This is a genomic window from Microbacterium sp. NPDC060132, from assembly GCF_042729675.1.
In the GTDB taxonomy this organism is placed as follows: domain Bacteria; phylum Actinomycetota; class Actinomycetes; order Actinomycetales; family Microbacteriaceae; genus Microbacterium; species Microbacterium sufflavum.
In genome coordinates this window covers 1,046,064-1,064,681 of sequence record NZ_JBHWXU010000001.1, presented here as the reverse complement: position 1 = coordinate 1,064,681, position 18,618 = coordinate 1,046,064, and the positions used below count along the sequence as shown (strand labels likewise).

At 71.6% G+C, this 18,618-nt stretch carries 14 protein-coding genes; 1 reads left to right on the top strand and 13 read right to left on the bottom strand.

Annotation, left to right across the window (positions count from 1 at the left end; genetic code table 11):
• Positions 1-67: 67 nt before the first annotated feature.
• From ACFWCH_RS05320 to ACFWCH_RS05280, 9 genes are all read right to left on the bottom strand, one after another.
• Positions 68-1,111, bottom strand: a complete 1,044-nt coding sequence (locus tag ACFWCH_RS05320; RefSeq protein ID WP_136045690.1) for an ABC transporter ATP-binding protein — start codon at positions 1,109-1,111, stop codon at positions 68-70.
• Positions 1,111-1,911, bottom strand: coding sequence for an ABC transporter permease (locus ACFWCH_RS05315; protein ID WP_206252167.1), 801 nt, complete (start codon positions 1,909-1,911; stop codon positions 1,111-1,113). The genes ACFWCH_RS05320 and ACFWCH_RS05315 overlap by 1 nt, the downstream gene beginning before the upstream one ends.
• 2 nt (positions 1,912-1,913) lie before the next feature.
• The gene (locus ACFWCH_RS05310) at positions 1,914-2,741 is read right to left on the bottom strand and encodes an ABC transporter permease (RefSeq protein ID WP_136037433.1); all 828 of its coding nucleotides are present in this window, start codon (positions 2,739-2,741) and stop codon (positions 1,914-1,916) included.
• Positions 2,738-3,823 (bottom strand): ABC transporter substrate-binding protein, encoded by a 1,086-nt coding sequence (locus tag ACFWCH_RS05305; RefSeq protein ID WP_378803068.1) that lies wholly within the window; start codon positions 3,821-3,823, stop codon positions 2,738-2,740. Before ACFWCH_RS05305 ends, ACFWCH_RS05310 begins: the two co-directional genes overlap by 4 nt.
• A 46-nt stretch (positions 3,824-3,869) precedes the next feature.
• Positions 3,870-4,337, bottom strand: a complete 468-nt coding sequence (locus tag ACFWCH_RS05300) for a DUF3830 family protein (protein WP_136033794.1) — start codon at positions 4,335-4,337, stop codon at positions 3,870-3,872.
• Positions 4,334-5,092, bottom strand: coding sequence for a gamma-glutamyl-gamma-aminobutyrate hydrolase family protein (locus tag ACFWCH_RS05295; protein WP_378803067.1), 759 nt, complete (start codon positions 5,090-5,092; stop codon positions 4,334-4,336). The genes ACFWCH_RS05300 and ACFWCH_RS05295 overlap by 4 nt, the downstream gene beginning before the upstream one ends.
• Positions 5,089-6,579 carry an aldehyde dehydrogenase family protein gene (locus tag ACFWCH_RS05290; RefSeq protein WP_378803066.1) on the bottom strand — a complete coding sequence of 497 codons (1,491 nt, stop codon included), beginning with the start codon at positions 6,577-6,579 and terminating at the stop codon, positions 5,089-5,091. Before ACFWCH_RS05290 ends, ACFWCH_RS05295 begins: the two co-directional genes overlap by 4 nt.
• 115 nt (positions 6,580-6,694) lie before the next feature.
• Positions 6,695-7,720 (bottom strand): Lrp/AsnC family transcriptional regulator, encoded by a 1,026-nt coding sequence (locus tag ACFWCH_RS05285; protein ID WP_136045693.1) that lies wholly within the window; start codon positions 7,718-7,720, stop codon positions 6,695-6,697.
• 107 nt (positions 7,721-7,827) lie between these two features.
• The gene (locus ACFWCH_RS05280; RefSeq protein WP_378803064.1) at positions 7,828-10,401 is read right to left on the bottom strand and encodes a fibronectin type III domain-containing protein; all 2,574 of its coding nucleotides are present in this window, start codon (positions 10,399-10,401) and stop codon (positions 7,828-7,830) included.
• A gap of 131 nt (positions 10,402-10,532) precedes the next feature.
• Between ACFWCH_RS05280 and ACFWCH_RS05275 the strand changes: the two genes are divergently transcribed.
• On the top strand, positions 10,533-11,960 hold the full coding sequence (locus ACFWCH_RS05275; RefSeq protein WP_247982465.1) for a CCA tRNA nucleotidyltransferase: 1,428 nt from the start codon (positions 10,533-10,535) through the stop codon (positions 11,958-11,960).
• A 22-nt stretch (positions 11,961-11,982) separates the two neighbouring features.
• On the opposite strand, the gene treZ is transcribed toward ACFWCH_RS05275, so the two are convergent.
• The 4 genes from treZ to ACFWCH_RS05255 are packed head-to-tail and all read right to left on the bottom strand — an operon-like array spanning position 11,983 to position 18,572.
• Positions 11,983-13,731 carry a malto-oligosyltrehalose trehalohydrolase gene (gene treZ, locus ACFWCH_RS05270; protein ID WP_378803843.1) on the bottom strand — a complete coding sequence of 583 codons (1,749 nt, stop codon included), beginning with the start codon at positions 13,729-13,731 and terminating at the stop codon, positions 11,983-11,985.
• 34 nt (positions 13,732-13,765) lie between these two features.
• Complete coding sequence (treY, locus tag ACFWCH_RS05265) at positions 13,766-16,114, bottom strand: malto-oligosyltrehalose synthase (protein WP_378803063.1); 2,349 nt, start codon at positions 16,112-16,114, stop codon at positions 13,766-13,768.
• On the bottom strand, positions 16,111-18,288 hold the full coding sequence (glgX, locus tag ACFWCH_RS05260; protein WP_378803062.1) for a glycogen debranching protein GlgX: 2,178 nt from the start codon (positions 18,286-18,288) through the stop codon (positions 16,111-16,113). Before glgX ends, treY begins: the two co-directional genes overlap by 4 nt.
• Positions 18,285-18,572 carry a hypothetical protein gene (locus ACFWCH_RS05255; RefSeq protein ID WP_247982463.1) on the bottom strand — a complete coding sequence of 96 codons (288 nt, stop codon included), beginning with the start codon at positions 18,570-18,572 and terminating at the stop codon, positions 18,285-18,287. The genes glgX and ACFWCH_RS05255 overlap by 4 nt, the downstream gene beginning before the upstream one ends.
• Positions 18,573-18,618: the final 46 nt, after the last annotated feature.

Genomic DNA, 18,618 nt, shown 5'->3' with positions numbered 1-18,618 from the left:
CCGGATCGCAGCGCAGGAGACGACGTGTCGCCCGAGAACTCCGGAGTTGTGAATGGTCGAGGGCGGGTCAGGCGGCGGGGATCCAGAGGACCGCGCCGTCGCGCCAGCCCAGGCCGGCGGGGCCCTCGGGGATCGGCTGCTCGTGGCGGGGGCGGACGACGCGCAGCCGCTTTCCGGCGAACTCGACGATGTAGACCACGTCGGCACCGCGGTACACGTGCGCCACGACCTCGACCGCCACCGGGGCGTCCGCGCCGACCGTCGGCGCCAGGTGCAGGTCCTCCTGACGCAGCACCACCTCGCCCGAGCCGTCGGCGCCCGCACCGGTCAGCGGCACCTGCACGCCCGTGCCGTCGACCGTCGCGGTCACACCGGAGCGGGTCGCGGGGAGCAGGTTCGCCGCCCCGATGAAGTCCGCCGCGAACGGGGTGCGCGGGGAGCCGTACAGCTCGGCGGGCGCACCCTCCTGCTCGATCACGCCGCCGTTCATCAGCACGATCCGGTCGGACAGGCTCATGGCCTCCTCCTGGTCGTGCGTGACGAACACCGTGGTGAGGCCGAGGGTGCGGTGCAGCTCCTTCAGCTCCACCTGCATGTCTTCCCGCAGTCGCGCGTCGAGGTTCGACAGGGGCTCGTCGAGCAGCAGCACCCGCGGCTCGAACGCGATCGCTCGGGCGAGGGCCACGCGCTGCTGCTGGCCGCCGGACAGCTGGGCGGGCATGCGGTCGGCGAGGTGACCCATCTGCACGCGCTCCAGCGCCCGCACCGCGAGCTCCTTCTGCTCGGCCTTGGGCTTGTCGCCGGCCATCCGCAGCCCGAAGCGCACGTTCTCGACCACGCTCATGTGCGGGAACAGCGCATAGCTCTGGAACATCATGCCGAGGTGCCGCTTCTCGGGCGGCAGCTTCGTGACGTCCTGTCCCGCGATCTCGATCGTGCCGCTGCTGGGCGACTCGAGCCCGGCGATGCAGCGGAGCAGCGTGGTCTTGCCGCAGCCCGACGGACCGAGCAGCGAGACGAACTCGCCGGACCGCATCGAGAGGTCGATGCCCTTGAGCACCTTCGTCCCCTTGAAGTCCTTGGTGAGTGAGGTGATGGTGAGCGTTGTCATCAGACGAACAACCTTCCCAGGCCGATGATGCGTTCGAGGACGATCATGAGGACGACGGTGAGCAGGACCATGAGGGTCGAGACGGCCGCCACGGTGGGCGACGTGCTGAACTCCAGCTGGCCGTAGATGGCGATGGGCAGCGTCTCCAGCTGCGGGGTGCGCAGGAAGAGGGCGATGACCGCATCGTCGAACGAGATGTTGAAGGCGAAGAACGCGCCGGCCGCGATGCCGGGGCGGGCGATGGGGAGCACGACGAGCCGGTAGCGGTTCCAGGTGCTGGCGCCGAGGGTGCGCGCGGCCTCCTCGGTGAAGTGGTCGGCGCGCGTCATCACCCCGGTCACGGTGCGCATCACGTACGGGATGGCGATGACCACGTGGATCGCGATCAGCACGCCGACGTTCGGCGAGCCGATCGTCAGGGACGCGATCGACAGCGCACCGATGGCGAGGATGATCGTGGGGATCGTCAGCGGCGACATCAGCAGCGCCTGGATCGCGGCCCCGCCGGGGACGCGGAAGCGGGTGAGCGCCAGCGCGGCCGCCGTGCCGATCGCCGCGGCGACGATCGCGACCGTCACACCCACCACGAGGCTCAGGCGGAACGGCTCCAGGTAGGTGTCGGAGGTGAGCGCCTCCACGTACCAGTCGAGCGTGAAGCCCTGACCGGGGAACGTGAGGAAGCGGTTCTCGCCCACCGAGGCGCCGGCGACGACGAGCAGCGGCACGAGCATGTACAGCGTCACGACGACGCCGAGGAGGATCGCGAGGATCCGGCCGAGGATCGGAACGGAACGGACCATGGTCACACCTTCTGCTTCCCGAGCCGGGACGTGGCCGCGAGCACGAGCATGACGCCCGCGAACAGCAGCACGGCCTGCGCCGCCGCGAACGCCCAGTCGAGGTTGGTGGTCGCGTCGACGTAGATGGTCTGCGCGAACACGGGGATCTGCGAGCCGCCGATGAAGCGGGGGGTGATGAACGAGCTCACCGACAGCACGAACACCAGCGAGGCGCCCGCGACGATGCCCGGCACCGACAGCGGCAGCACCACGTGGCGCAGCGTGCGCCAGAAGCCGGCGCCGAGAGTGCGCGACGCCTCTTCCAGCTGCGGCCGGATGCCGGAGATCACGCCGAGGATGCTGAGCACCGCGAACGGCAGGAGCACCTGCACCATCGCGATCACCACGCCCGTCTCGGTGCCGAGGAAGCCCTGGGTGCCGCCGACGAGGAGCTCCGCACCGGGGATCTGCATCATCAGGCCCGACGGACCCATCAGCACCACCCAGCCGAACGTGCGCACCACGACGCTGGTCATCAGCGGCAGGATCACCACGATCAGCAGGAACGAGCGCACCTTCGAGCCGGCCCTGGCCATGATGTACGACAGCGGGATGGCGATGACCAGCGTGATCACCGTCTGGATCACCCCCAGGCGGAGCGAACGCAGCGCCGCCTGGAGGTGATATTCGCTCGCGAACAAGCGGGTGAAGTTGTCGAGGGTGAACCCGCCTGCCGGCGATTGCACGCTCATGAGAAGCATGCCGGCCACCGGGGTGAGGAAGGCGAGCGCGAGCAGCACGATCGCCGGCAGGAGCAGGAGCCAGGGCTCCCTACGGGTTCGGACGCTCATTTGGTGATCAGCGCATTCCACTCATCGGTCCACGACTGACGCGACGCGGCGATGTCGCCGGGCGCGTAGACGACGACGTCGTCGAGCTCGTCGCCGGTCAGCACGGACTCGGCCGCCTCGTCCGACAGCTCGGCCTTGGTGTTGACCGGGGAGTAGCGCATGTTCTCCGCGAAGACGGCCTGCGCCTCCGGGCGCAGCTCGAAGTCGATGAACAGCTTCGCCAGGTCGGGGTTGTCGCGACCCTCGACCACGTTCGCGGTGATGAGCGACGCCGTCGCACCCTCCTCGGGCACGATGAACTCCACCGGGAGACCCGCGTCCTGCAGCGTGCCCGCGTAGTCCATGGCGTACGGGGCGAGCCAGGTGTCGCGCTGGGCGAACGCGGTCTGCAGGTCGGGCGAGGTCGGCACCACGATCGCGTCGCCCGACGAGGCCAGGGTCCCGAGCTCCGAGATCGCCTCGGACGGGTCGTCGATGCCGCCGCCGAGGGTGTCGGCCACCCGCAGCATCGACAGCACGCCGTACGTGTTCGAGAAGTCGGTCAGCGCGATGTGACCGGCGTACGCGTCGTCGAACAGGTCCTCCCACGAGGTGGGCGCCGGAGCGTCCGCCTCGGTGTTGTAGACCAGGCCGATCGGGGCGAGCTGGATGACGGGGCCCTCGCCGCGCTCGAGACCGGCGGTCGCGATGTCGATCAGGTCGCCGGACTCCGACAGGTCGTCGGCGGCGATCGGCGCGATGAGGCCCTGCTCGGCGGCGGTGAACTCCTGGCCGCCGGAGAAGTGCACGACGTCGATCTGCGGGCTCGCCTTCTGGGCGGTGACCTGCGCGAGCGCGTCGGCGCTGTACAGGGTGATCAGCTCGACCTTCGCGCCCGTCTCCTCCTCGAACGGGTCGACGACGGCCTCGATGAAGGCCTTCTCCCAGTCGCCGCCGAACGACGTGACGACCAGGGTCTCGCCGGCGAACTCCTTCTCGCCGCCGGACGCGGAGGACTCGTCGTCACCGGCGGCACAGCCGGCGAGGACGAGGGCGCCGGTGGCGACGAGCGCTCCGGCGGTGAGGATTCTGCGGGTGTTCATGCACTGCTCCTTCGGGATGGGTCCAGCACGGGGGGAGGGGTGACGCCTAGAGGCGTCCGAGGGTGAGCTGCTTCGCTCCGTCGATGCGGATCGCGGCGCTCTCCTGAGCGAACTCCGCGAGTCCTTCGGTGATGCCGGCCCAGATGTTGACGGGTGTCCATCCGAGCGGGCCGAGAATACGGGCACCACGATCGTAGAAGACGCCGATCTCATACCACTCGAACGGCAGTCCGCCCATCTGCATCGGGCGCTGCCAGTACCACTGCAGATCACCGGGTGCGGGCACGACCTGCTGGTTCTCGGCGGGCACGGCCTCAGGGTCGAAGTTCTGCGCCTCCTCGGGCAGTCCCATCATGACCTCGGGCCCGGCGTACATCGCGTGCATGGTCTGCATGGTGACCGGCTTCTCCAGCGCGCCCCACATCGCCTCGCACGTGCGGGGGGCGAGGTCCTCGAACAGCGTGGCGACGGCGCGGACGCCGTTCTCGTACTCGAGGAAGATCTGCTTGGTCATCGGGTTCCTTTCTTCGCGGCGGAGGATTCCGCCGCTCGTTCACGGGCGGCCTCGACGAACGCCGCGAACAGCGGGCGCTCCTCGGCGGCCTCATCGGGGTCGATCATCTTCTCGGGGTGCCACTGCACCGCCCAGAAGGGCCAGTCGCCGTCGGTCTCGACGGCCTCGACGATGCCGTCGGGCGCCCAGGCCACGGGCCGCAGGCCGGGCGCGGACCGATCGACGGACTGGTGGTGGATGGTGTTCACGATCCGCTCGGTCGTGCCGTACAGGGCGGCGAGGCGGCTGTCCTCGGCGAACACGACGGGGTGCCGTGCCGAGAGCTGCTCGTCGGCGCCGCGCACCGGATGGTGATGCTCGGTGGCGGGGATGTCGACGATCAGCGAGCCGCCGAAGGCGACGGTGCTCACCTGCAGGCCGCGGCAGATCGCGAGCACGGGGAGGCCGCGGTCGCGGGCACCGAGGGCCAGGGCGATCTCGTAGCCGTCGCGGGCCGAGTCGTACGTCTTGTCGTCCTGCGGGGCGGCGCCGTAGCGGGAGGGGTGCACGTCTTCCCCGCCGGAGAGCACCAGCCCGTCGAGACGGTCGAGCACCTCGTCCACCCCGCCGGTCGGCGGCAGCAGGACGACGGCGCCGCCGGCCGCCTCGACCGGCGCGGCGTACTCGGCACCGAGCGTGTGGGCCGGGCGACCCGTGCCGAGGTCGGTGTCGATGAGGCGGCGCCACGTGGTGATGCCGATGAGCGGGCGGGTCACGACAGCTCGATCCAGGTGGTCTTGAGGTCGGTAAACTTCTCCATCGCGTGCAGGCTCTTGTCGCGCCCGAAGCCGGAGCCCTTGACGCCCCCGAACGGGATGGTCATGTCGCCCTCCTCGAAGCAGTTGACCCACACGACCCCGGCGCGCAGGCGCCGCGAGAGGGTGTGCACGGCGTTGAGGTCGGTGCTCCACAGCGCGGCGGCAAGCCCGTACTCGGTGCCGTTCGCGATGGCCAGGGCCTCCTCCACGTCGTCGTACGCGATGACCGAGAGCACCGGGCCGAACACCTCGCGCTGTGCGACCTCGTGCTGCGGGGTGACCCCGAGCACGACGGGGGCGAAGTAGCTGCCGCCGTCGACCGCGGCGAAGCGCTCGGGGCTGCCGGCCGCCAGCTCGCCGCCCTCGGCCTGTGCCCGCTCCACGAAGCCGGCGATGCCGGAGAGCTGCTTCTCGCTGACGATCGCGCCCATCGAGGTGCCCACGTCGAACGGGTCGGCCGGGAGCGTGGTGCGGGCCACGTCGGCGGCGATCTCCAGGGCCCGGTCACGCTGCGCCCGCGGCACGAGCAGCCGCGACGAGGCCGTGCACATCTGGCCCTGGTTGTAGAAGCAGCCGTCGGCGGTCGCCCGCACGGCGCGCTCCAGGTCGGCGTCGGGGAGCACGAGGCTCGCGGTCTTGCCGCCCAGCTCGGGCCACACCCGCTTGCCGTTGGAGGCGGCGGCGTAGCCGAGGAACCGGCGGCCGACCTCGGGGGAGCCGGTGAAGGTGACGACGTCGACGTCGTGGTGCTCGCCGAGGGCCCGGCCGGCGATGTGCCCGGCACCGGGGGTGACGTTGAGCACGCCGGCGGGGATGCCCGCCTCGTGCGCGAGCTCGGCGAGGCGGAGCGCGGAGAAGGTGGTGTGCTCGGCGGGCTTGAGCACCACGCTGTTGCCGACCGCGAGCGCGGGGGCGAGCTTCCACGCGGTCATCGTGAGCGGGAAGTTCCACGGTACGACGGCGGCGACCACACCGGCGGGTTCGCGGGTGACGAGGGCGAGGCTGCCCGGCGCGGTGACGGGCAGCTCGTCGAGCACCTTGTCGACGGCCTCGCCGTACCAGCGGAAGCAGTTCACCACGGCGCGCAGCTCGGTCTGCAGGGCCTCGCGCACGGGCTTGCCCATCTCCAGCGAGATGGTGAGGGCGAGCTCTTCGGCGTTGTCGTGGATGAGCTGCGCGAACGCGATCAGGCGCTGCCCGCGCTCGCGGGGGGCGACGCGCGACCAGACGCCGGAGTCGAACGCGGCGCGGGCCGAGCGGACGGCGCGGTCGACGTCGGCGTCCGAGGCGGCGGCGATGGGCGGCAGGGCGCGACCGTCACGCGGGCTGACGGGGGCGAGCGGCTCGGCGGTGCCGTCCTCCCACGCGCCGTCGATGAACATGCGGGTGCGCAGGGTGAGCGTCGCCGCGCGGTCCGCCCAGTCGTCTCCAGTAGCCGTGAACACGATCGTCCTCTCCAGGGGTGATGGCCCTGGAGAGGATACTCGCCCTATTTCGCCACTAGGTCAAGCTATAGCGAACGATCTCGCCACTTCTTTACACTCCCGTAACAGAATCGGCCTATAGTCGGATGGCTCCCGTCGGCATGTCCTGCGCCAGCGCCTCGGGCGCCTCGTCGACGATCAGCGAGCCGCGAAGCACCGGGGTGATCACGACGAGCGACTCCACGACCTCGAGCCCGTCGTGCCCCGCGACGGCCGGTCCCGTGAGGAAGTCGTAGAACGCGTCGGCATCGGTCACCAGCACGTTCATGAGCAGCTGCGAGGTGCCCGTCGTCGCCACGATGAACTTCACCTCCGGAGCCGCGGCCAGAGCCGTGCCCACCTTCTCCAGCCGGTCCATCGGCACGCGCAGCCACACGAGCGCCTCCAGGCCCAGCCCGAACAGGCTCGGCACGATCTCGGTGCGCGGATGCATCAGGCCGCGCCGGTTCAGCGACTCCATGCGGCGCCGGGTCGTGGTCACGTTGAGGCCCAGGGCGCGGGCGAGCTGCGCCACCGGCATCCGCCCGTCCTTCAGCAGCAGCCGGATCAGCGCCTCCTCGTCGGCGCTCAGCGCATCGGCCGGATCGACCTCCGAGCCCGACGACTCGTCGAGCATGCGCACCTGCTCGTCGGTCAGCACGCCCACCCGCCAGTCGTGCCCCGAGCGGAAGAACTTCAGCACCGTGGTGACGTTGATCGACGCGATGCCGTCGACCTCCGGGAAATCGGTGAACAGCAGCTCGCGGATCGACGCGTCGTCGTGGGGGAGCAGCATGCCCGCGATGTCGCTGCTGCCCTCCAGGACCGACACCGAGGAGGCGTCGGTGCGCCGCGCGAGCGTGCGGGCGACGTGCCACAGCGCGTGCGGCTCGGTCGTGATGCGGAACAGCACGGCCCGGGCGTGCAGCACCCTCGCCGGGTCGACGTAGGTGGAGACCCGTACGAGGCCGCGGTCGAGCAGACGCTGTCCACGGCGGGCGACCGTGCGCTCCGGCAGGTCGATGGCGCGCGCGATCTCACCCCACGACGCCCGCCCGTTCACCTGCAGGGCCGCGGCCACGATCCGGTCGGTCTCGTCGGCCATCACATCGTTCGCGGGCACGGGTTCTCCTTCGCGGGTTCGGGCACGTGAAGGTTATCCCAGGACCACGAAGCGCGAAGGCGCCGCCGGAGCCGAAGCCCCGGCGGCGCCCTCGGTCACGCGGGCGGCTACTCCGCCTCGGCGGACTCCACCGTCGAGGCCTCCGTCGCCAGCGCACGACGGCGGCGCAGCGCGAACAGGCCGAGGCCCGCGGCGAGCAGCACGACCGCGGCGACGATGTACGGCACGCTGTCGGCACCGGTCGTCGCGAGATCGCCGTCGCTCGCGCCGCCCGAGCCGCCCTGGCCCGGAGTGGTCGCCCCGCCGCCCGCGGCCGCGGTCACGGTGAGCGCGGCCGTGACCTCGGTGCCGTCCGGCAGGATCACGGCGAGCGTGTGCGCACCGGCCGGGGTGGCCGCGGGGATCGTGACGGTGCGGGAGAACGACCCGTCGGCCGCGGCCGTCACCGTGCCCAGCGACACCGGGTCGCTGCGGAGCTCCAGCTGCAGCTCGGCACCCGCCGCGAAGCCGCTGCCCGAGACCGTGACCGTGCCGCCCGCCGCGACCGTGGTCGCGCCCAGCTCGACGGACGCGGGCTGCTCGGGCTCCGGCTCCTCGGTCACCGGGGGAGTGACCCCGGCCTCGGTCACCCACTTCTCGCCCGCGTCGGACTTGGTCACCGTGAACGTGTCGTACACGGCGCCCACGGGCAGGTCGGTCGACGCGGACGCCGTCTTCTCCGCCAGGTACGACCGGTACACGAGCTGGTTCTTCGACACGTCGATCACCTGGTACGTGGTCACGCCCTCGCCGCGCAGCACCTGGGTGGCGCCGTTGTTGGTCCAGACGTTCTTCTCCGGCGTCTCCAGGTCGTAGTGCTTCGCGCCCGAGTTCGACACCACGTACACGGGTCCCGTGGTGAGGCCGGGGGTGTCGGTCGCGTCGGTGTTCACGTAGCCGCGGGCGTACGTGTGGTCGTGGCCCATCAGCACCAGGTCGATGTCGTTGCGCTGGAACACGGGCAGCCACTCGGCACGCAGCACCGGCTCGTCACGGCCGGCCGACGCCGAGAACACCGGCTGGTGGAAGGTCACGACGTTCCACTTCGACGGGCTGTTCTGCAGCAGCAGGTCGAGCCACGCCGCCTGGAACCGCGTCCACAGCGTGCCGATCTGCGACGACGGGCAGTCCGCGCCCGAGCACGACGGGAGGCCGGCCGGGGTGAGGAAGGTCGTGTCGCGCGTCGCGTTCAGCGTGATGAAGCGCACGCCCTGGTAGTCGGTGTAGTAAGCGGTCTCCGCGGCGAACGCGCTCCAGTGCTCGAAGAACGCGCGGTACTGCTGCGCCACGGGGGAGTCGCCCTTCGCGAGGTCGGCCAGGGCGCTGATCGAGCTCATCGAGGGGTTGTTGTGCGGGTACTCGAAGGCGGCCTTCCACGCCGTGAGCAGCTTGTCGCCGGAGTACTCGTGGTTGCCGGGGGCCGCCATCACGTTGGTGCGGACGGCCGAGTCCTCCATGCCCTTGAACCAGTTGAGCCACTCGTTCTCGTTGCTCGACGTGTTGATCAGGTCGCCCGCGTGCACGGAGCCGATCGAGCGCGGTGCGTTCGCCTCGGCCTGCTTCACGACGCTCGGCCACGTGGTGTCCAGACCGATCTGGGCGTCGCCGTAGTACAGGAACTGGAAGTCGGTGGCGTTCGGGTCGGCCGTGCGGAAGGTGAACCAGTCGCTCCAGCTGCCGGGGAGACCCACGCGATAGCGGTACTCCGTCGCCGGGGTGAGTCCGGTCACGGTGGCCGAGAAGTGCTTGTTCGGGTTGCCGTTCACGACCCCCGCGTCGTACGCGTCGACGACGCGCGTCTCACCGCCGGCCGCCGCGCCGATCTCGACCTGTCCGACCGTGTGCGAGGCGTCGCCCGCGAGCCACGAGAACGACTGCGACACCTCGGGCCGCTCGGTCGGGGTGAGGATCACCCGCGTGGGCGGGGCGATCACCGGGGTGCCGGGGTCGGACGCGGGCACGAGCGTGAGCGACGACATGTCGAAGAAGATGTCGGAGCTGGTGGCGCGGTCCTGGAACAGCGACACCGCGATGGTGTTGGTGCCGTCGTGCAGCAGTGCGCCCTCGGCGCTGAACGTGCTGGTGAGCGGGTCGCCGTTGGAGTCGCCCGCGTACTCGACGTTGGTGGTGTCGGTGATGCGGCCGTCGACGTAGCGCGCGACCTCCGTGCCGTTGATCCACACGACGAGCGCGTCGTCGTAGGTGACGGTGCTCTGCAGGGCTGCGACCTGCTCGGCGACGCCGGCCTCGAGCTCGAACGTGGTGCGGAAGAAGTACGTCGGGACCGCGGGCGCCTTCACCCCGTCGAGGTAGTGGTTCAGGAGCGTCTTCGGCGTCTGCGGCCCGACAGCGCCGAGCTTGCCGTTCTTCGCGCCGAAGCTGCCCGGAGCGGTCTTCCAGGCGCTGTCGTCGAAGGCGGGCAGGGTCCAGTCGCGCAGGGCGGCCGGGGCGGGCGACGGGTCGGTGCCGTCGTCGAGATAGTGCCAGGCGGTGTCGCCGGTGATGAGCGAGCCGGTGGGCACCTCGGGGTCGGGTGCGGCGAGGGCCGCGGGAGCGACGACGGCGCCGCCGAGCACGGCGAGCAGCGCGACGGACGTGAGTCCGCGACGCCGCCACCGCACCGCAGGGGTGGGGGAGGTCATGTCAGTCCTTCGTGGGTGGGGTTCCGTGCTCAGCCGCACGGGGCCCGTCCAGCCCATCGAAGCCGGATGACCGCCACCTGACGCCGAGACGACGGGGAGGTGAACGCGGGCGCCCCGGTACGCTGGAACCCATGCTCAACATGGCCGACGGCCTCGCCCGTCTCGGCGCGCTCGCCGAGAATCCCGTCGTCCGCACCCTCGCGCAGGCGTTCGCCGAGGCCGGGTTCGAGCTCGCCGTCGTGGGCGGACCGGTGCGCGACGCCCTGCTCGGCCGGGAGACGCACGACCTCGACTTCACCACGAACGCCTCGCCCGACCAGATCCTCGCGATCGTGAAGCCCGTGGCCTCGGCGCACTGGGACATCGGTCGAGCGTTCGGAACGATCGGCGCGCGCGTGCGGGGCGAGCAGGTCGAGATCACGACGTACCGCGCCGACAGCTACGACGGGGTCACCCGCAAGCCCACGGTCGAGTTCGGCGACACGATCGACGGCGACCTCGTGCGGCGCGACTTCACCGTGAACGCGATGGCCCTCCAGGTGCCGGCGGTGAAGCTGATCGACCCGACCGGAGGCGTGGAGGATCTGGTGGCCGGGGTCCTCCGCACGCCCGCCGACCCGCGGGTGTCGTTCGGCGACGACCCGTTGCGCATGCTGCGGGCCGCCCGCTTCAGCGCCCAGCTCGGCTTCCGCGTCGACGACGACACCGCCGCCGCGATCACCGAGCTCCGCGAGACCCTGGCGATCGTCAGCCCCGAGCGCATCCAGTCCGAGCTCGTGCGGCTGATGCAGACCGACGACCCGGTGCGCGGCATCCGCGTGCTCGTCGACACCGGCCTCATCGAGGAGTTCCTGCCCGAGGTCAGCGAGCTGCGCCTCGAGGTCGACGAGCACCACCACCACAAGGACGTGTACGAGCACTCGCTCACGGTGCTGCGCCAGGCGATCGCGCTGGAGCACTCCCGGCACCCCGGCGCCGCGCCCGACGTGCCGCTGCGCATCGCCGCCCTCTTGCACGACATCGGCAAGCCGCGCACCCGCAAGCTCGAACCGGGCGGGGCCGTGACCTTCCACCACCACGACGTGGTCGGCGCGCGCATGGCCCGCAAGCGCCTGCAGGCCCTGCGCTTCGACACCGCCACGACCGATGCCGTCGCCGCCCTGATCGAGCTGCACCTGCGGTTCTTCGGCTACGCGGAGGGCACCTGGACGGACGCGGCCGTGCGCCGGTACGTGCGCGATGCGGGCGATCTGCTGGAGCGCCTCCACATCCTCACCAGGGCCGACGTGACCACGCGCAACAAGCGCAAGGCCGCCCGGCTCTCCGCGGCCTACGACGACATCGAGTCGCGCATCTCGGCGCTGCGTGAGCAGGAGGAGCTCGACGCGATCCGCCCGGAGCTCGACGGCAACCGCATCCAGCAGGTGCTGGGCATCCGCCCGGGCCGCGAGGTGGGCGAGGCGTACAAGTTCCTGCTCGACCTGCGCCTCGACGAGGGCGTGCTCGGGCCGGAGGTTGCCGAGCAGCGCCTGCGCGAATGGTGGGCCGCCCGCGGCTGACCGCCCCCTCCCCGCGCGGGGCTCAGTGCAACGGCGGACCCACGACCGCGGCGCTGTCCGGCGGCAGCGTGAGCAGGCCGTCCGCGCGCGTGTGGGCTCCGGTCGACACGAGCTCCACCGCCTCGTCCGCGACCGCGAAGACCGCCCGGGCGGGGGAGAGGTTCACCAGCACCGACAGCGCCCCCCGGTCGATGCGGTACACGCGATGCTCCGGGCGGCCGTCGGTGGCGCGCACCTCGACCCTCGCGTGCGTCGTGTCGGGCTCCGTCAGCTCCGGCCGCTCCCGGCGCAGTCGCGCGAGGTCGCGGTACAGGCGCAGCAGTCGCGCGTGCTCCGGTCGCTCGACCTCCGCCCAGTCCAGGTGCGAGCGGGCGAAGGTGTCGGGGTCCTGCGGGTCGGGCACCGCCGCCGGATCCCACCCCATGCGCGCGAACTCGGCCGTGCGGCCCTCCGCGACCGCGCGGCCCAGCTCCGGCTCCGGGTGCGAGGTGAAGAACTGCCAGGGCGTGGTCGCCCCCCACTCCTCGCCCATGAACAGCATGGGCGTGCCGGGGGCCGTGAGCGTGAGCACCGCGGCGACCGCGAGGCGATCAGGCGAAAGCGTGGCGGAGAGCCGGTCGCCCGCCGCCCTGTTCCCGACCTGGTCGTGATCCTGCGCGAAGGTCACCAGCCGCCACGACGGGACCTCGGGCGGGATCGGCGCTCCGTGCGGGCGGTCGCGGAACGTGGAGAACGTGCCGTCGTGGAAGAAGCCCCGGTCGGTGACCTTCGCCACGGCCTCCGGCGATGCGAAGTCCTCGTAGTAGCCCGTGGTCTCGCCGGTGAGCGCGACGTGCACCGCGTGGTGCCAGTCGTCCGACCACTGCGCCGTGAGCCCGTACCCTCCGGCCTCGCGCGGCAGGATCAGCGTCGGGTCGTTGAGGTCGGACTCGGCGATCAGCGTGAGCGGACGGTTCTGCTGCGCCGACAGCGCGTCGACCCGCTCCGACAGCTCGCGCAGCAGATGCACGGGCCGGGTGTCGTGCAGGGCGTGCACGGCGTCGAGCCGCAGGCCGTCGACGTGGAAGTCGCGCAGCCACATCAGGGCGTTGTCGATGATGTACGCGCGCACGGCCGGCTCGTCGAGGTCGACCGAGTCGCCCCACGTGGTGCTGTCGCCCTCGCGCAGGTACGGACCGAACAGGGGCAGGTAGTTGCCGCTCGGGCCGAGGTGGTTGTACACGACGTCCTGCACCACGGCGAGGCCCCGGGCGTGCGCGGCGTCCACGAAGCGCTGATACGCCGCCGGGCCGCCGTATTCCTCGTGCACCGCGAACCAGAGCACGCCGTCGTAGCCCCAGTTCCACCGCCCGTTGACGGCGTTCACGGGCAGCAGCTCGACGTGGGTCACGCCGAGCTCGACCAGATGGTCCAGCCGGGCGACCGCCGCGTCGAGCGTGCCCTCGGGTGTGAACGTGCCCAGGTGCAGCTCGTAGATCAGCCCGCCCGCGAGCTGCCTTCCGGTCCAGTCGCTGTCGGTCCACGCGAACGCGGCGGGGTCGAACGCGGCCGAGGCCTCGTGCACGCCGTCCGGCTGCCGCCGCGACCGGGGGTCGGGGCGCAGGTGCTCGTCGTCGTCGATCAGGAAGCCGTAGCGCTCCCCGTCCGCCAGGATGCCGTCGCCCCGCCACCAGCCGTCGGCCGCAGCCGTGAGCTCCGTGTCGGTCGCGGTGCCGTCGGCCGCGAGCCGCCGCAGCCGCATCCGCCGTGCCCGCGGAGCCCACACCTCCATCACGACCGTGCTCCCCTCACCGTGCGTGTCCCCCTCACCGCGCGAGCTCGATGAGCGCCACGGGATACGTGTCCAGCAGCTCGGCCAGCCGCACGGGCCCCGGGGCGATGCGGCGCCCGGTCAGCAGGTCGGTCCCGGGGATGTCCGGCCGCATCATCACGGTGTCGCCCCAGCCGCCGCGCCGCGCGAGGCCCACGGGCAACCGCGTCGCGATCGCGGTCGCCCCGCCGCGGTGCACCGCGACGGCATGCTCGGCGGCCGCCCCCTCGACCACGGCCGGGCGGTAGAAGCGGAACAGCTCCGGGTTGTCGCGGCGCAGGCGCAGCGCCCGGGAGGTGACCAGGAGCTTCGCGGCGCCGGAGTCGTCGATCGGCGGGAGGATGCCGCGGGCGACCTCGGCATCCAGCTCCCTCAGCATCCGCGCCCGCAGCGCGAAGTCGACCGGACGACGGTTGTCGGGGTCGACCAGCGACAGGTCCCACAGCTCGGAGCCCTGATACACGTCGGGCACGCCGGGGCCGGTGAGCTGCAGCAGCTTGGCGGCGAGCGAGTTCGAGCGGCCGTGGCCCGCGATCTCCGCGACGAAGCGGTCGAGGATCGGGGCGGCGTCGCCCTCGACGGCCTGGGCGACGGCCGCGAGACCCTCCTCGAACGCGGCGTCGGGGCGCTGCCAGGTGGTGCGCTCCGCCGCCTCGCGCGCGGCCTTGGTGGCGTACGCCAGCAGACGCTCGGACGGGATCGGCCACGCGCCGACCGCGGCCTGCCACAGCAGGGCGTCGAGCGGACCGTGGCCCGTGGTCGCCACGGCGCGCAGCTCCTCCAGCACCTCGGCCCATCGCTCCGGGACCTCGGACAGCACCGCGAGCCGCGCCCGGACGTCTTCCGAGCGCTTGGTGTCGTGCGTGGAGAGCGTGGTCATCGAGTACGGCCAGGCGGCGAGCCGGGCCCGCTGCGCCTCGTGGAACTCCTCGACCGTGACCGCGGGGATCGACGGGTCGGCCCCGACCTCCGTGAGCGTGCCCAGCCGCGTGTACCGGTAGAACGCGGTGTCCTCCACGCCCTTCGCCATGACAGCGCCGGTCACCTGGGGGAACCGCTGCGCGACCTCCAGCGACGTGTCCCTCAGCAGGGGTTCGAGCTCGGTGAGCGCCGCGTCGAGGTCGGGGCGTCGCCGCCGCGCCTCCGCGAACGCCGCGCGCAGGTGCTCGCTGCCCTCGGGCAGATAGGCGCGGTACACCGGGAAGCACGCGACCAGCTCGGCGAGGGCGTCGTCGGCGTGCACGATGCCGCGCGGCAGGGTGCGCACCAGGCGCCGCACCTCCGCGACCAGCAGGGTGTCCGCGATCATCCGCTTCGTGTCGTGGATCAGGTCGGGCCATGCCAGTGCGGGCGGAAGCCCCGTCTCGGCGCGCAGTCGTGCGTCCAGGCGGTCGAGTGCGGCCACACCGTCGCGGTCGACGAACAGCCGGTCCAACTCGGCCAGCGCGTCGTATCCCGTGGTGCCGTCCGTGCGCCACCAGGCCGGCAGCGCCTCGCCCGGCTCCAGGATCTTCTCCACGAGGGTGTACGCGCGACCGGTCGCGTCGGCCAGCTGCTCCAGGTAGCCGCCCGGGTCGACCAGGCCGTCCGGGTGGTCGACGCGGAGGCCGTCCGCGAGGCCCTCGCGCAGCCAGCGCAGGATCTCGCGGTGCGAGTCGGCGAACACGTCCGGCAGCTCCACGCGCACCCCGGCGAGCTCGGACACCGCGAAGAAGCGCCGGTAGGTGAGGTCGGTGTTCTGGTCCTCCCAGTACCGCAGCTCGTAGTGCTGGGCGGCGAGCAGTCGCGGCAGGTCGTCCGCGAGCGCGGCGGTGCCGGGGGCGAGGGGCAGCTCGTGCTCGAAGTAGCGCAGCACGCCGTCGGGGGCGTCGGCGGCCGGGGTCGCGTCGACCACGAGCTCGCCGTTCGCGCGGGCCTCGTCGGGCGCGGAGCCGAGCAGCGGCAGCAGGATCCGTCCGCCGCCGGCCGCCCAGTCGATGTCGAAGGCCGCCGCGCGCCTGGTCTGCCGCCCGAGCCGCAGCACCTCCCACCACCACGGGTTCTGTCGCGGCACCGCGACGCCCACGTGGTTGGGCACGATGTCGACCAGCACGCCCAGCCCCGCGTCGTGCGCGGCCGCGGCGAAGCGCTCGAGACCGGCCTCGCCGCCGCGGTCCGCGTCCACGCGGGTGTGGTCGACCACGTCGTACCCGTGGGTGGAGCCGTGCACGGCCGCGAGCAGCGGCGAGACGTACACCCACGAGGCCCCGAGGTCGGCGAGGTACGGCGCGAGCTCGGCCGCCGCGTCGAGCGGGAGGTCCCGGCTGATCTGCAGGCGGTACGTCGACAGTGGCCGTCGGGTCATGCGTCGGCCTGCTCGCTCTGCGAGCGGAGCGAGGCGTCTACGGAGTCGTCGGTCGCGAGGGGTTCGCCGTCGATCTCGCGCAGCACGATCATGGCCTTGCCCTCCAGCGGGATTGCGGCGCGGGCATCGAGCGGACGGGCGTCGTCGATCTCGCCGGCGGTGTCGACGGCCACCGACCACTCGCGGCCGTGGCGTTCGTCGGGCAGCACCAGCTCGACGGGTTCGTCTCCGCTGTTGAAGTACACCAGGAAGTTCACGTCCTCCACCGGGCGGCCGCGGCGGTCGTTCTCGCGGATGCCGCGGCCGTTGAGGAACATCCCCACCGAGCGTCCGAAGCCCGAGTCCCAGTCCTCCGGTGCCATCGGGCCGCCATCGGGCCGCAGCCAGACGACATCCGGGATCCGCTCGCCGTCGTCCGCGCTCGCCGGTCGCCCGTCGAAGAAGCGGCTGCGGCGGAAGGTCGGGTGCTCGCGCCGGAGTCGTGCGACCGCGGCGGTGAACTCCACGAGCGGCAGGTCGGCGGCGTCCCAGTCGATCCAGGTGAGCTCGTTGTCCTGTGCGTAGCCGTTGTTGTTGCCGTGCTGCGTGCGCCCCAGCTCGTCGCCGTGCGAGATCATCGGCACGCCCTGCGACAGCAGCAGCGTGGCGAGGAAGTTGCGCTGCTGGCGCGCTCGCCGCCGGTTCACCTCGACGTCGTCGGTCGGGCCCTCGACGCCGTTGTTGTCGGAGCGGTTGTGCGATTCACCGTCGTTGTTGTCCTCGCCGTTGTCCTCGTTGTGCTTGTCGTTGTACGACACGAGGTCGCGCAGCGTGAAGCCGTCGTGCGCGGTGACGAAGTTGATCGACGCGACCGGCCGCCGTCCGGAGTGCTCGTACAGGTCGGCCGAGCCGGTGAGGCGGGCCGCGAACTCGCCCAGCGCCTGCGGTTCGCCGCGCCAGAAGTCGCGCACGGTGTCGCGGTACTTGCCGTTCCACTCCGACCACTGCGGCGGGAAGTTGCCCACCTGATAGCCGCCGGGCCCCACGTCCCACGGCTCGGCGATCAGCTTGACCTGCGACACCACCGGATCCTGCTGCACGAGCTCGAAGAACGCGGCGAGGCGGTCGACGTCGTAGAACTCGCGGGCGAGCGTGGAGGCGAGGTCGAAGCGGAACCCGTCGACGTGCATCTCCGTGACCCAGTAGCGCAGCGAGTCCATGAGCAGCTGCAGGGCGTGCGGGTTGCCGGCGTTGAGGCTGTTCCCGGTGCCGGTGTAGTCGGTGTAGTAGCGGCGGTCCTCTTCCAGGCGGTAGTACGCCTCGTTGTCGATCCCGCGCATCGAGAGGGTGGGCCCGAGGTGGTTGCCCTCGGCGGTGTGGTTGTAGACCACGTCGAGGATGACCTCGATGCCGGCCTCGTGGAGGGTGCGCACCATGGCGCGGAACTCCTGCACCTGCTGGCCGTGCTGACCGGTCGCCGAATAGGCGTTGTGCGGGGCGAAGAACCCGAGGGTGTTGTAGCCCCAGTAGTTCGACAGACCCTTGTCCTGCAGCACCGAGTCGTTGACGAACTGGTGCACGGGCATGAGCTCCAGCGCGGTGACGCCGAGGCGCTGCAGGTGCTCGACGACGGCGGGGTGGGCGATGCCGGCGTAGGTGCCGCGCAGTTCCTCCGGGATCTCGGGGTGACGCTGGGTGAGGCCCTTCACGTGCGCCTCGTAGATCACGGTCTCGGCGTACGGGGTCTTGAGGCGACGGTCGCCCGCCCACTCGAAGAACGGGTTGATCACGACGCCCTTGACCATCGCGGCGGCGGAGTCGTCGTCGTTGCGGGAGTCGGGGTCGCCGAAGTCGTAGCCGAACAGCGACTGCCCCCAGTCGATGTCGCCGGCGACGGCCTTGGCGTAGGGGTCGAGCAGCAGCTTGTTCGGGTTGAAGCGCCGGCCCTGCGCGGGGTCGTGCGGGCCGTGCACGCGATACCCGTACAGCTGCCCCGGCTGCACGGTGGGCAGGTAGCCGTGCCACACGTACGCGTCGACCTCGGTGAGCGGCACCCGGGTCTCGGTGCCGTCGTCGTCGAACAGGCAGAGCTCCACGCTCTCCGCGCCCTCGCTGAAGAGGGCGAAGTTGGTGCCCTGTCCGTCGAACGTCGCGCCCAGCGGGTAGGCCTCGCCCGGCCAGATCTCGCGGCTCATCCGGCGAGGGTGTGGTGGCGCGAACCGGCGGCCATGGCGCTGACGATGCCGACGGCGTGGTCGAACTCGTAGACCTGCGCGACCTCGACGGCGCGCGCATAGGGGTGACCGAGGTAGCAGACGTAGAGGGGCGGCACGACGTCAATGTAACCCACGGGCGAGGCGGGGTCGACGACATATCTGTCGAAGTCGATCCGCTCGCAGGACTGCTCAGCGGCACCGGCGGACGGAGGCGTCTGCGTGCGCTGCGGGGAGCCAGTGGGGATGGGGGTCTCGACGTTCATGGCGTCTCTCCTGACTCGTGGGTGTGACCTCACGATAGGAAGCGGG

What these genes read in the sequence shown, in the direction of transcription:
- ACFWCH_RS05255 (WP_247982463.1), bottom strand. Translation starts at nt 18,572, where the DNA reads ATGAACGTCGAGACCCCCATCCCCACTGGCTCCCCGCAGCGCACGCAG.
- ACFWCH_RS05310 (WP_136037433.1), bottom strand. Translation starts at nt 2,741, where the DNA reads ATGAGCGTCCGAACCCGTAGGGAGCCCTGGCTCCTGCTCCTGCCGGCG.
- treZ (WP_378803843.1), bottom strand. Translation starts at nt 13,731, where the DNA reads ATGGAGGTGTGGGCTCCGCGGGCACGGCGGATGCGGCTGCGGCGGCTC.
- treY (WP_378803063.1), bottom strand. Translation starts at nt 16,114, where the DNA reads ATGACCCGACGGCCACTGTCGACGTACCGCCTGCAGATCAGCCGGGAC.
- ACFWCH_RS05315 (WP_206252167.1), bottom strand. Translation starts at nt 1,911, where the DNA reads ATGGTCCGTTCCGTTCCGATCCTCGGCCGGATCCTCGCGATCCTCCTC.
- ACFWCH_RS05320 (WP_136045690.1), bottom strand. Translation starts at nt 1,111, where the DNA reads ATGACAACGCTCACCATCACCTCACTCACCAAGGACTTCAAGGGGACG.
- ACFWCH_RS05305 (WP_378803068.1), bottom strand. Translation starts at nt 3,823, where the DNA reads ATGAACACCCGCAGAATCCTCACCGCCGGAGCGCTCGTCGCCACCGGC.
- glgX (WP_378803062.1), bottom strand. Translation starts at nt 18,288, where the DNA reads ATGAGCCGCGAGATCTGGCCGGGCGAGGCCTACCCGCTGGGCGCGACG.
- ACFWCH_RS05275 (WP_247982465.1), top strand. Translation starts at nt 10,533, where the DNA reads ATGCTCAACATGGCCGACGGCCTCGCCCGTCTCGGCGCGCTCGCCGAG.
- ACFWCH_RS05280 (WP_378803064.1), bottom strand. Translation starts at nt 10,401, where the DNA reads ATGACCTCCCCCACCCCTGCGGTGCGGTGGCGGCGTCGCGGACTCACG.
- ACFWCH_RS05300 (WP_136033794.1), bottom strand. Translation starts at nt 4,337, where the DNA reads ATGACCAAGCAGATCTTCCTCGAGTACGAGAACGGCGTCCGCGCCGTC.